Below are 13016 nucleotides of genomic sequence, written 5' to 3'. Positions count from 1 at the left end.
ACACTCTTTGCAAAGCCTGTTATTCTATACCCCTAATCGTATAACTAAAATATTATCATGAGCTTAGCAAGTTTACTTAGATTATTTTTTCTGGCTTCAATTTGGGGCGCGTCATTTTTATTTATGCGAATGGCGGCTAACAGCTTAGGGCCTGCAGTATTAATTGAGTTTAGAGTTGGCTTTGCCGCAGTTACACTATTTATAGTTGCACTGTACTTAAAACGCCGCTTGGCGTTTACTGAACACACCAAGCACTTTTTTATCATTGGTGCGCTTAATTCTGCCCTTCCCTTTTTATTATTTGCGTACGCTGCGCAAACTATTAGCGCATCTACGTTATCTATTTTAAATTCTACAACCCCCATTTGGGGCGCGGTGGTGGGTATTATTTGGAGTAAAACCAAATCCACAAAAAGCATGGTTTTAGGTTTGCTACTGGGTTTAATAGGCGTGGCAATTTTAGTTGGGCAAAATCATTTTGTATTAAATAGCCAATCAATAATCGCCATAGTAGCAGCATTAAGCGCTTCGCTTTGTTATGCCATTGCATCCCATTACACTAAAAATGCGCCAAAGCTTGCACCGTTCGATAACGCACACGGCTCAATGTGGGCAGCGAGTTTTATGGTACTACCCCTTATTTTATTTATGCCAATGCGTGAAGTGCCAACCACCCACGTTATGCTCGGCGTTTTAGCCCTTGGCGTAGTGTGTACAGCGCTTGCTTATATTCTATTTTTTAAACTTATTGACGATATTGGCCCAACCTCTGCTTTAACGGTCACGTTTTTAATTCCTCTATTTGGCATTTTTTGGGGGCATTTAATTTTAAATGAGCAAATTGGGCCAAATACGTTACTAGGCGCATTATTTGTAATTGTGGGCACTATGCTGGTTACTGGATTTTTACCACGAAAAAAGCACTTAGCTAAAACACGCTAAGTGCTTTTACAAAGCGCTTACTTTTGTGCTTTTTTGCTTAAGTTTTCAATTAAGTCTTGGGCGCTAAAGCTGTTCTCGTTTGGCTTTATACCTTTGCCCATTTTAATATCAATAAGGGTGTGCACTTCTTTGCGTTTATCATGGTTGCTTACCTGTACGCCTACACTACTTGTTGGGCGTGCGCGTGTTTCGCAGGTTAATAAACCGCAGCTTCGCTCATATTGCTGGCTTTGTGATGCACTAATAGATGACGTGGAGGCTTGCGATTTAGACTCAACAAAGGTTTCTTTGTTAGTTACAACAAACCAGTCGTAGCCTTGCGCTTGGGTAAGCTCAGCTGCGCGTAATAATGCATAATCACCGGCATCGGCTACATTATTTGACACACTTTTAAACTCTACTCGGTATTGATCGTCGCTAATTTTTTGCTCGCTGTAACCTTGTGAGCCATTATTCGCGGCGCGGTAATCAGGTTTAGAAGCACAACCCGCCATAAGTAAAATGCTGATAATTAAAATAGATGTTTTCATAATTCACCTCGTTTTATACACATTATTATTTGTTTAACTGCCACTTTGCGCTAATTGCTTGCTGCTCTTGCGCTCTATCTAGTGGTGCGCCGCTGATCATGCTGTCTATAACAGTATCTAACTCACTGTTATTAGACGCCGTTTGATATTGCGCGCCATTATTACTTTGCTGCGCGGCTGTTTGCGCTTTAATTTGCCAACCGCTTTGTGTTTTACAAGCAATGCTTGTTTGCGTTGTATTGTTTGAACTTAGTACATACTGCCTACAAAGCTCACCTTGCTGATTTTTAAAACTAAGCTGCGCGCTAAATACTGAGCCATCACTTTGCTCAAACACACTACTACTAAGCTGTGTGTTAAGCGCTGAGGCTGTATTACTAGCCACGAATAAGTTTTGTGCGTTATGAGGCTGTAAATAGCTAGTCATTGCTATACCAAATACCACGGCAATGCTTGCAGCTATTGCTAAGCTTTTATTAGCCGATTGCTTAACCGTTTGCCAAGGCGTTAACGCCACTACATTGCTATTTGACGTGTTTTTAGTCGTTGGCGTATCGAGCTTTGCAACCGTTTTAGCTAATGAGTCACTAAGGGGTGCGTCGTCAATACGTGTTGCGTGCTCTTTTACTAGCATGTCTACTTCGCTTAGTTCTGCAAGTCGCATTACTAGTTCATCATTGGTTTCAAGGGCTTTACGCACTTGCTCCATTTCGTGCTCGCTGAGTTCTGAGTCTAAAAAGGCGCTAAGTGTTTCGTCGTTAATGTTCATATTTGCTCCTTTTTAAAGTCGGGTTTTATTAAGCTATAAAGTGTACTGCGTGCTCGCGATAATTTACTCATTACACTGCCTATAGGTATATCTAGCGTATGTGCTACTTCTTTATAGGCCATGCCCTGCACTGCCACCAGCGATACTATGGCGCGTTGCTCTTCGGGTAATTGCCCAAGTGCTGTATTTACATTTTTAAGCATTTGTTTGTTTTCGAGTGTTTGATGTTCATTGCTTGTAATTGGCTCTGGTAAAACATCGGCCTGGGCCGTATTTTGCCTTACCTTGCGTGAGCGGTATTCGTCTATCCACACATTGCGGCAAATTTTAAACGCCCATTTAGCAGGCTCAACGTCATCCGGAATGCCTTTTACTAATAGTTTTTCAATTGTTATTTGCACTACATCGTCTGCATCTGCTTTACTACCGGTTAGCGAATAGGCAAAGCGCCTAAGCATGGGCAATAAGGTTTTTAATGTTTCGTTCATTGATTTTTACCCCTTTTATAAAGAAGACGATTCAAAAAAACATTTATTCCCAAATAATCAAAATAATTTGAATAATGAAATATTTCTATGTGTTAAACGTTAACTAACTAGCATGATAAATTTAATAAAAGTAACCCACTATGAACATGAAAAAAGTCCGCGTTAAATACATAATAGTCGCCTCGCTTTGCATATTTAGCGCAACGAGCTCAGCCAATATAGTAAAAGTCGATCAGGTGCTTGGGCAGCTAAACCCTATAGAGCAGCGTATTGAACAAACTATAGAGCGTGCACAGCGCCTGCCGCTTCCGGTGCCTGTTCCACAAATATCGATTGATGAACTAAAAGCGCAAATAAGTGAGCCAATTAGCAGCTTACCCAATGTGCTTAACATTAATATAAATAGCCAAAACACTGCATTTGTTGAAGTAGAGCTAGAAAACGGCTTTAGAGCAATAGAGCGCCAATGGTTATTAATGGCAAATAACCAACAACTTAATACCCTAAAGCAGCAAAATGTAACCATTGTATCGGTAAAAAATTACAACGCACTTAATATGAGCTTAGTGCGCTTTAACGTGCCCCAAGGTGTTAATTCTAAAAGTGAGTTATTAAAAGTGCTTAACTTAGATGAGTCTGCAATACTTGACCGAAACCATATATATCAAGCGCAAACAGGCGAGCCTACCGCAAAAGTAACACCAAATAACTCTATTGCCCCCTACTGCACACAAAGCGTAAAAATTGGCATGATCGACAGCGCCATTAATACCAAACACAGTGCTTTTAAAGGCGCAAATATCACCACGCAAAGCTTTTTACCTAAAGGGTTAAACTCGCCAAATTTGCACGGCACCGCCATTGCAGGACTAATTACAGGTAAAGGCGTAAAACTTAGCCCGCTTTTAGGCAGTGCCAAGCTTTACAGTGCAGAGGTGTTTTATAGGCAATCTGAATATGCACAAGGGGCTACTTTATTTGCCATAGTAGAGGCACTTAACTGGCTAGTTAGTAATAAAATACCCGTAATAAATATGAGCCTAACGGGGCCAAATAACGCAGTTTTAGAAGCAAGTATTACTGCTGCAATAAAACAAAACGTGTTAATTGTAGCTGCTGCAGGTAACCAAGGGCCAGCGTCGCAGCCGTTATACCCAGGCGCGTATAAAAGCGTGATAGCGGTAAGTGCTATTGATTCAAAAAACCAAATTTATAGATGGTCAAATAAAGGGGATTACATAGACTTTGCAGCCTTTGGTGTAAATGTTGTTACAAGCCAAGGCAATGGGAAATTTGGGAGGGAGTCGGGTACGTCAATGGCGGCGCCGCATGTAAGCGCGGCATTAAGTTGTTTATTGTTAAAGCATGGTAATAATAAAACCAAAGCACTTAACGAGCTTACATCACTTGCCAAAGATTTAGGCGAGCAAGGCAAAGACACCACCTTTGGTTACGGTGCCATTTACCCACCTAAAAGTGCACTTTAACTGACGCCGATAAAACCGACTGAGTATAGGTATTGCTACTAAGCTTTGATTGATAATCGCCATATTCAGCCTCGGCTATGAGTGTTACGTGCTGAAACACAGCTAGGTTATAAAACGCATTAATTACATTTCGGTGCTCATCTCGCGACGGTATTTGCTCAAAAAAATCATCCGTTGTTTGCTCATCGTAATCTTTATTTTGATAACGCCAGCCTGCGCCCACTTTGTTAGCCATATTAAAGGCCGTAAATTTGTGCGTAACTTTAGTAGTAAAACCGTAGCCGTTAAAGTCGTATTGGTTGTCGTCGGCGTTTTCTTTATCAGCACTTAGCGCTGCCATTAGCATGGTTTGGCCATTATTTATAAAGTGGTAAAGCGCTACATCGCCACCTACACCATCGGCATTACGTGCTTTTGCAGTAGCAAAACGTTTAGCTTTGGTTTTTATGCTCATACGCACATACGTATGTGGGTTTAAAAAATGGCCATAGTAGACACTGGCTTGATTTAAATGTAAAAATGGTTCGCCATCTACATTTGCTTTTGCACCATCGTAACGAATCCCTAGCTCATGGCTATTAAAGCTATAACTGCCATCTAAACCGTATTGATGCAGGTCTAAATCGTATTGATCAAACTCATCGTAGTCTTGTTGTTCAAACCGATAGCTTGAGGTTAATTTAGCGCCTTTGGTTAATTGCCATTTTGCATCAACACCTGCTGCGGTTTTTATGCCGCTGTCGCTTTGCGACGAAATATCGTCAAGCTCCTGAACAGAGAGCGCCGAATTACTTAATACCCCAACTTCTGCATCTGCATTTACTTCAAGGCTACTTTTAAAAGGTTTAGATTGCTCAGGGGTTTTAACGTGGTTGGTTTGTGCAAGCACCGCTTGGACACTAAAAACACACAATGTGGCGGTTATAACTGCTTTCATATTTATTCTCCAACAGGCCGAATAGGTTTCCCTATTCGGCATTTGTGCAAGCACTTGGCGCATTAAAGGCCTAGGTCTAAATCGTTAGTAATGTTAGTTACTACTTCACTTGCGGTGCTAAGTGCTACATCGTTACTAATTTGATCAGTGATCGCTGCGCTCACCTGCCCGCTAACACTTTGTTGTACCGTGCTTTGTAAACTGCTAACCGTACTATCTTGCACACTGGCAATTAAAGATTGCTGAACACTGCTTACTACTTCATTACTGGTATTAATTGCATCACCCACTTGCAGTGCAGAACTGACTGAGTTTGCAGCCGAACTAGTCATTGCTAATTGGTTTGTAAGCTCACCCGCATTAAGCGCATTTGTTGCATCAGCTTGTGTTACTGAATCGCTAGCGCTACTCACATTTGAAAGTAAAGAGGCATCTGTTGATGTATCGGTAGTGTCTGGCTGAGCGGCTTGTTCAGAGGTAAGAGAAAGTAATGACGACTGGCTCACAGCGGTTGTTAAATTACCTGCTGATGAGGTTAACTGCGATGTTGCATCAAACGCTGTATTAACTGTGGTATTGCCTGTGGCATTTAAAGACGATGCCGATGCATTTAATGCGTTATTTAAAGATCCGCTTGCAGATGCAACTAATAAATTTGCAGGCTCTGCGGCCTCGCTGCTTTCTTGCGCTGGAGTTTGCGTGTTATTCGCCGTTGAATCTGTATCTTGCGAGTCATCAGCCGTTACTTGTGTATCGTTAGATACGTCTGACTCGTTGCTACCACTGGCTGTTAAACCGTTTTGTGAAAGCGCAATAGATGTAGATGTTTGTTGCTGCGCCGACGTTGACTGAGATATTTCAATATCAACGGCGTGCACTGCACCTGTAAAAGTACACACACCGCTTAACATCATTACGCTTACAATTTTATTTAATTTAGTCATTGTTTTGTCCTCTAGTTTGTCGGATTGACATAAAGAAGACGATTTACAAAAACACTTTATTCCAAAATAAATTAAAAATTTATAATAAAACTACTTATTATTTAAATTTCATACAGTTAAAAAAGATAATACGCTACTGCGTTTGCGTTTTACTATTTTGTATCAGTAATAACAGCTCGGCAGTGGCAGTTGCATCGGCCAATGCACGGTGATGACTGGTTAAATTTAAATTAAAATGCGCACTAAGGTTACCAAGCGAATACGACTTTAAGCCTTTAAACGCTCTGCGCGATTCCACCACGGTGCACATTTTTGGCATTTTAAAAAAGTGCCCTGCAACCTCGCACTCTTTTTTTATAAAACCGTAATCAAAGTTTACGTTATGGGCAACAAAAATACTGCCTGCGAGTTTATCTAATAATGGCTGTGCTATCTCGGCAAATACAGGTGCGTTGTAAACCATGTTATTGCTTATGCCGGTTAGCTTAGTAATAAAGCCGGGTATTTGGCGCTCAGGGTTAACTAGTGTCGTCCAGGTATCAATTACTTTACCGTGCTGTACTTTAACTATGCCAATCTCGGTAATGCGGTTACCCCCTTTTAAGCCGCCCGTGGTTTCTATATCAACGATGCTGTAAACACGGTGTGGGTCTACAAACCATTTAACTGCAGCAATATGTACCGTAAAGCCTACATTTTTTAAATTATCAATAGTGGTTAATTGGTTGCGCCTAAGCTTATCGCCCGGAGCTTTTACCTCTTCAAAATGGACTTGGCCATTATCAATGACCATTAAATCGGGGTAGCCATCTTTTAGCTGTAAATACTGTTTGCTCATGGCCGTTAAATGCGCAATTAACGCTTCAAGCGGGCTGTTTAAAATAAGTGCCTCTAGTGGCTCTAATAAATTGCTGCGCCATCTAAATAAACCATTGGGCTGCTCAAAATACTGCGCGGCATGTTTACATACCAAATTAAGCAGCGCCTGATTAGTACTACAGCTTTTTAAACGTGCGTTAATTTGCGTGCTTTGTGCTTCATAAAAATTACCAAGCTGTAAAACTTGCGGGTAAATATCAAATTCATTACACGGCGGGTACGGCGACTCTATAAACAACTCGTGCCAAAATACTAAACCAAATAAGCTTTGCCATAAGGTGTTTTCGGTATTAAAAACCGTTAACCCTTTCGCGGTGTAATGCTCATTTACGCCTTGCTCTACATCGCCTCGGTAAATTTCGTCAATTTCAAGTACACATTGGGTGTCGGCCAGCATAGTGCTTAAGCGCGAACGCGTTTGTTTATTAAACTTACGCATTAAAAAGTCATCAGCAAAGTACAGTAAATCGTCGGTGAGCGGGTTTTCAATTATTTGCTCTAGCTGTGCTTTCACCCATTCTTTATTACCTAAGCGATATTGCTCTCTTATTTGAATTTCTTGGGCTTCGGCATAATCGGTGCACCCTTCAAGTAAGCTAAAGGCAAGTTCGCTATCGGTATTTTTAAGTTGTTTATACAGCCTAACCAGCAGTTTGTTTTTAAGGTCGTGCGCTTGTACACCGTGCGCCGGTTGCGCTAAAACTAAATGCGCAAGCTCGGTGTAAGGGGTTTTGTCATCCAAGGTTTCATCTTTTGTATTACCGGCTGTTTTGCCTATGTTTTTAAACGCTATACGGTAACGATTTAAAACATAATTAGATTGCGCCTCAGCGAGTGTATTAAAGCGCGACAAACTCTCGCTGTGTCCTTCGCGGGTTGCGGTTAACCCTAAATCGCGCATAACAAAGCGGTTTTGATGATTTACATCGCCACTACTTAAGCGCCCTGCAAATAAAAACTCAAAATACTCGTAATAATCTTCACGGTTATTAATGACATACTGACTATATAAAGGGGCGAGATCATCTGTGTGCTCACTAAAAAATTGGCACGCAATAGTGACTAATTCTCCTTTGGCTGCGCTTTTTTTAAAGCTTACTTGCTCGCTGTAATTACTAAGCAACTCCACCAGCATGGGCTTAGTTAAATGCGCTATAAGAAGCGTGTAATGCTGCGCGTTTGGCTCATATAAAATACCCACTGTTTTTAGGGTATAAATAGCCTGATGCGGCGAGGTTATTTCTTCATAATTGAGCGATTGTGCCTGCACTAAATAAGGCTTGCGCGAATACACACGTGCCAACATGCATTGGCTTTGTTCATCAAGCTGGTTAATTTTACAAATAAATTCACTATGTTTAGGCTCAAGTAAATGCATACATTTACTTGTTACAAACTCAATAAGCTCTCTAAAATGCGCTAAATAGTATTTTGCTGGTAATTCTTTTTTCATAACATCGCCATAACTGTATATAAAAACAGTATCTAGCATTTGTGCTTATTATTCAATCTTAAACTTGTAACTAAAACACGCTATAGTGAGCGTATAAAAGTAAATTTATTAAAAATAAAGGACTTACCATGAGCGCGCACCCGTACGATGTTTTATCACTCAATAACGGCGCAAATATTATTTTTACGCCTTGCCCTGGTACAAAAACGCAAAACCTAGCGGATTCAATCGCTACATTAAAGGCGGCTGGCACTCACATGCTGCTGTCACTTATGCCGCAAAAGGAGCTTGAAAAAAACAACGTACAAACAATTAATAGTGAGTGCAAAAAGCACGATATAACCTGGTTTCATTTACCTATAAATGACGACGAAGCACCCAAACAGCCTTTTATATCAAGCTGGAACACCCACAAAACCGACATGTTACAAGCCATACAGCAAAAACAAACCATTGCCATACATTGCAAAGGCGGCACTGGCCGCACAGGGTTGGTCGCTGCGCTTATTTTAAATTCGGCTGGTTACACAAAAGAAGAGGTATACAGCCTTGTACAAGGCATTCGCCCTAAAGCGCTTACTATAGAATTGCAAAAAGAGTACTTTGAAGATTTTATGATTTAGGTATTTACGAGGCGTAACATTAACTTGGCATGCGCTTTTGATTTTAAATCTAGAACTAAAAATGCGTTTATTCAACGTTTCTTAAATAATAGTTGACCTTAAAAGGTCAACTATTATTGTTATTAAATTCAACTTTGGATAGGATTTCCAATACTTTCTAAATGCTCCGTTTGGCCAGCAGTAAGTGGGTAAATCGATTTTATAAAACATTTTTTTGTAGGTTGTTCAATGGTAGAAATTGAATCCCCTTCCTTATGTATAACAAAATTAGAAAATCGGTTTAACTCAATTCCATGAGATTCATTTAGGTCATGGCAAGTGCCCTGGGTTTCAATCAAATAATCTTTTTTATGTGCCGCTGAAATAATTAAGAATTTATCAGAAAGTGGTTTCCAACCTTTAAACCTAAAGCTATTGATTTTATCTTCACCTGCTAAGTTTTCTTCAGACAAGTACTTTGCATATGCTTGGTCTTTTTCTTTCAGTGAAATATTACTTGTGGCTGAACAGCCTAAAAGCACTGTTGCTGCTAATGTAATAACTAAACTGTTTTTCATAAATTATCCCTTTTAATTAAAATAACTAGGTAGATTACAAATGTATATTTATTGCGAAAACATACAACTTAGTAGAGCTTAATTTTTACACCCACCCTAAAAAGAACAAAAAACATACAACCATTCTTACAATAGAATATTATTTTATCTTTGTCATCTTTTTGTTAATGTTTTGGGTAAATTTAAAGCGTTTTATTTCATAAAAGAGGTGGCAATAAATCACCTTTTATAACTTTAAGATATTTGAATTCTAAAAATCATTTATAAAAATCAATTTATAATCATATCAATTAGCGTCTAGCCGCTGCAAACAACACATTAATAGTCAGCACATGACTACAAAACTACTAATAGTTAAACGCCCATTAATTGGATCGCAGGCATAACCGTTAGCCGCATTTATATTACCAGAATGTAATAAGTTGCTTGGGTATATAACAACCCGATTTAACTTTGCCTCTACACTGAAAATTTGCTCAAACAAAGCTGTGCTGCCAGTTATATAATGTGGGTTTTTATGAAGCTTTTGCGCCATGGCTTGTTGCTTTATAGCTTGCCTATAAGGAATAAGTCGCTCTTTTGTTATACATTCATACCCTAGGGCTTTATGTTTATAAAATGAAGTACCCCCATGTGTTTCATCACATAAAAAATGCACCATAGCGAGTTGATTCATATTGGGTGTGTCAAAATGGGGAAGCATTTGTATTGGCCTGAGTTTATCAGGCTCTGTACATGCAATTGAAAAGGCAGAAAGTATTACATCAAACTCGCTTTTATCTGCCATATTAAAGTGTGAATTAATAATTGGCGCTAGCGCTTTTAACTGCTCTATATAACTAAGCGGTGCTGCTTTTCTTACTCCTGGGTAAAAGTCACTTTCTTGTGTGCAAAATGTTTCCCTCGCATTTTGAGAAAACACAGCAAAATTAATAAGTGCATCTACATTATTCACAAAATCATCAATAACAATAATTGGGGTTTTTTCCTCCCCTACAGTGTGTATCTGTAACACCATATTTTTGTTAAGTGTAAAATCAATCATCGGCTAAATTAAGCACCGCATTTTTACGCTCTATTAATGGGTATATCTGGCCAAGTGAGGTTATTACTGTATAAATGGCAGGTAATAAAGCACTTTGATGTAAAAGCGTAATTTGCTCACTATTAAGTTGTGCGAGTTTGTCTTGATTAATAGTGTATAGGCCGTTTAACTTTGTTTTTTGGTTATTTTCAAACGTTACTTCAAGCGATAATGGCTGTAGTAGTTCATACTTTAACAACGCAGCGATTAACTTTTTATTGTCTAATTCGCCTTGTAGTAAATGCCCTAAACACTGCTTTATTTGTTTAAAATAGCCACTTTCTTCTGCGCTTTGGGTATAAATTGGTTCTAAATGATTTTCGCTTTGCGCAGAGTTATCAACTACTGCAGGGCTATTCAAATTAATACACACAGGGTATTGCGTTTGCTGCGCATGCGTATCACCAACAAAAAATGGCTGACGCTGTAACTGAAGCGGTAAATATACGCCCTGCCACTGTGATTGCTGATAAAACAAGTTTTCATGCTGCTCAAAGCCTAATAAAGCATTGAGTGTAAACTCGCCTGTTTCTGAGTTTTTTGCAAAAACTATAGGCTGCTGAACGGCAATTTGGCTAAGCTCCGCCATAACAACAGGGATCATATTAAGGTTTTTAGCGTGTGATTGTGCTTTTTGTGTGTCTATTTTTATATGCTGATGAGCACTTTGCTCTAATGCTACTAAATTTTCCATGCGTGTCTCTTTATTGTTTTTATGCGTAAATTTTTAAGCTAAATAGCACTAAAACCATGGTGCTTGATTTTATTAAGCAGCTCTCGGTTACTGGGTAAGTTAGTGACTGCTTGGTTTATCATGCTCTTATTTTTATCAAACTGACTTTTAGCGAAAACAGTGTCTTTAAGCATATAGGCAGTTGTGCTGTAATCACTTTTAAAGCCCATACCGTATAAAACATATTGATAACTCGCCGCTGGAAACACCTCATTATTACTTGTAAAGTCGTGATCAGCAGGAGCACGGTATTGCCACAACTTCATTAGATCTTGTAAGCTTTGAGGAATCGTTTTTGGGTCTCTGTTGTCGCGCCAAAATGCGTTATCGTCACGGTTTGACAAAATATAATGCAGTTTTAAAAAGTCGATTATTTTTTCCCACCTATAGGTAAACGTCTCGTTAAAGCGTTTGGCGGTAATATCCATAATATCTCGGGTATGGGGGAGCTGTTCGCTGATCATCTGTGCTGACATTTCTACTAATACCAATGCAGAAGCCTCTAGAGGCTCTAAAAAACCAGCCGAAAGCCCAACTGCAACACAGTTATTTTGCCAAAAGTGTGAGCGATGGCCACTTTTAATAGGGATTTTTCTAACTGTTAACGACTCTATTTTATCGCCCACATACGCTTTAAGCTTTTCTCGTGCTTGAGCTTCGCTACTGTATTTACTCGAATACACGTAACCTACACCACGGCGGTGCTGTAATCCTATATCCCATATCCAACCCGCTTCTTGCGCTGTAGAAATTGTGTGAGATGCAATACGCTCATCTTCATTATCATAAGGGACTTGCACTGCTAAGGCGGTATCAATAAATAGCACGTCATCGCACGGCTTAAAAGGAACCTTATAATGCTCACCTAATAACAATGAAGAAAAGCCGGTGCAATCAACAAATAAATCACCGCTAATTTCACCTTGTTGCTTTGTGGTAACGCTTGCAATATCGCCATTTTTAGCACTATTAACCTGCGTCACATCGGCTATAATATGCTTAACGCCAAGCTGCTGCGTACAATGCTTTTGTAAAAAAACGGCAAATTTTGCAGAGTCTAAATGGTAGGCATAATTGGCTATAGCTGCGTATTCTGGGGTGCGAATTGTTTTAGGAGCAAGCCCTTGCTCACAAATAGCTTCTTGGTAACACACTGCATTTGAAAAAGATGCTGACTCAGCGGTGTTATTTAACCAATGGCCAGCCATATCAGTTTTTGAAAAGCCCTGTGGCAAAACTAATGGGTGATAGTAAAAATCATCATCGGAGCCATCCACCCATTTGGCGAATTTTGCCCCTTGCTTAAAGCTTGCTTCACACTCGCGTATAAAATCAGTTTCGCTAATACCGAGTGCTATTAATGTACTGCGCATGGTAGGCCAAGTGCCTTCGCCAACACCTATAATTGGTACATTTGGAGACTCAACGAGCACAACATTAAGGCCATCCGGGGTATTACTTTTATGGTGCGCCGCTAATCGTCCGGCTGTTAGCCAGCCCGCTATACCTCCACCAACGACAACCACTGTTTTTATTTTTTTATCTTGCTGGTTCATACTTGTTACCTATAAAGGCATATTGAAAAAGTGG

General features: G+C 39.7%; 13 protein-coding genes. 3 read left to right on the top strand and 10 right to left on the bottom strand.

Features of this window, described 5'->3' with window-relative positions:
* The first annotated feature begins 57 nt into the window (after positions 1 to 57).
* A complete protein-coding gene (locus CWB62_RS13965) occupies positions 58 to 942 on the top strand; it encodes a DMT family transporter (RefSeq protein WP_138528012.1) in 885 nt (294 codons plus the stop codon).
* Positions 943 to 959: 17 nt separating this feature from the next.
* On the opposite strand, the gene CWB62_RS13960 is transcribed toward CWB62_RS13965, so the two are convergent.
* The 3 genes from CWB62_RS13960 to CWB62_RS13950 are packed head-to-tail and all read right to left on the bottom strand — an operon-like array spanning position 960 to position 2729.
* Positions 960 to 1472, bottom strand: coding sequence for a CC0125/CC1285 family lipoprotein (locus CWB62_RS13960; protein WP_058405669.1), 513 nt, complete (start codon positions 1470 to 1472; stop codon positions 960 to 962).
* A gap of 25 nt (positions 1473 to 1497) precedes the next feature.
* Positions 1498 to 2241 (bottom strand): anti-sigma factor family protein, encoded by a 744-nt coding sequence (locus CWB62_RS13955; protein ID WP_058405670.1) that lies wholly within the window; start codon positions 2239 to 2241, stop codon positions 1498 to 1500.
* On the bottom strand, positions 2238 to 2729 hold the full coding sequence (locus CWB62_RS13950; protein WP_138528010.1) for an RNA polymerase sigma factor: 492 nt from the start codon (positions 2727 to 2729) through the stop codon (positions 2238 to 2240). Before CWB62_RS13950 ends, CWB62_RS13955 begins: the two co-directional genes overlap by 4 nt.
* Positions 2730 to 2869: 140 nt before the next feature.
* On the opposite strand from CWB62_RS13950, the gene CWB62_RS13945 reads away from it, so the two are divergent.
* Positions 2870 to 4216, top strand: a complete 1347-nt coding sequence (locus CWB62_RS13945; protein WP_138528008.1) for a S8 family serine peptidase — start codon at positions 2870 to 2872, stop codon at positions 4214 to 4216.
* Here CWB62_RS13945 and CWB62_RS13940 read toward each other — a convergent pair.
* The 3 genes from CWB62_RS13940 to CWB62_RS13930 all read right to left on the bottom strand — a co-directional run bounded on the left by CWB62_RS13940 (position 4200) and on the right by CWB62_RS13930 (position 8468).
* A complete protein-coding gene (locus tag CWB62_RS13940; RefSeq protein WP_138528006.1) occupies positions 4200 to 5153 on the bottom strand; it encodes a surface lipoprotein assembly modifier in 954 nt (317 codons plus the stop codon). The genes CWB62_RS13945 and CWB62_RS13940 overlap by 17 nt on opposite strands.
* A 62-nt stretch (positions 5154 to 5215) precedes the next feature.
* Positions 5216 to 6097: a RodZ family helix-turn-helix domain-containing protein gene (locus CWB62_RS13935; protein ID WP_138528003.1), complete on the bottom strand. Its 882-nt coding sequence runs from the start codon at positions 6095 to 6097 to the stop codon at positions 5216 to 5218.
* 133 nt (positions 6098 to 6230) lie between these two features.
* Positions 6231 to 8468, bottom strand: coding sequence for an exonuclease domain-containing protein (locus CWB62_RS13930; protein WP_138528001.1), 2238 nt, complete (start codon positions 8466 to 8468; stop codon positions 6231 to 6233).
* An 89-nt stretch (positions 8469 to 8557) separates the two neighbouring features.
* On the opposite strand from CWB62_RS13930, the gene CWB62_RS13925 reads away from it, so the two are divergent.
* Positions 8558 to 9052 carry a phosphatase domain-containing protein gene (locus tag CWB62_RS13925; protein ID WP_138527999.1) on the top strand — a complete coding sequence of 165 codons (495 nt, stop codon included), beginning with the start codon at positions 8558 to 8560 and terminating at the stop codon, positions 9050 to 9052.
* A gap of 128 nt (positions 9053 to 9180) precedes the next feature.
* Here the strand turns inward: CWB62_RS13925 and CWB62_RS13920 are convergent, their stop codons facing one another.
* From CWB62_RS13920 to CWB62_RS13905, 4 genes are all read right to left on the bottom strand, one after another.
* The gene (locus CWB62_RS13920) at positions 9181 to 9609 is read right to left on the bottom strand and encodes a DUF6491 family protein (RefSeq protein ID WP_058405677.1); all 429 of its coding nucleotides are present in this window, start codon (positions 9607 to 9609) and stop codon (positions 9181 to 9183) included.
* A 325-nt stretch (positions 9610 to 9934) separates the two neighbouring features.
* A complete protein-coding gene (locus CWB62_RS13915) occupies positions 9935 to 10654 on the bottom strand; it encodes a DUF6445 family protein (RefSeq protein ID WP_138527997.1) in 720 nt (239 codons plus the stop codon).
* The gene (locus tag CWB62_RS13910; protein WP_138527995.1) at positions 10647 to 11387 is read right to left on the bottom strand and encodes a SapC family protein; all 741 of its coding nucleotides are present in this window, start codon (positions 11385 to 11387) and stop codon (positions 10647 to 10649) included. Before CWB62_RS13910 ends, CWB62_RS13915 begins: the two co-directional genes overlap by 8 nt.
* 38 nt (positions 11388 to 11425) lie before the next feature.
* Positions 11426 to 12982, bottom strand: a complete 1557-nt coding sequence (locus CWB62_RS13905; protein ID WP_138527993.1) for a tryptophan halogenase family protein — start codon at positions 12980 to 12982, stop codon at positions 11426 to 11428.
* Positions 12983 to 13016: the final 34 nt, after the last annotated feature.

The organism is Pseudoalteromonas sp. S408 (genome assembly GCF_005886645.1).
Classification (GTDB): domain Bacteria; phylum Pseudomonadota; class Gammaproteobacteria; order Enterobacterales; family Alteromonadaceae; genus Pseudoalteromonas.
The sequence above is the reverse complement of the archived record's forward strand: the minus strand, read 5'-3'. Positions and strand labels throughout refer to the sequence as shown.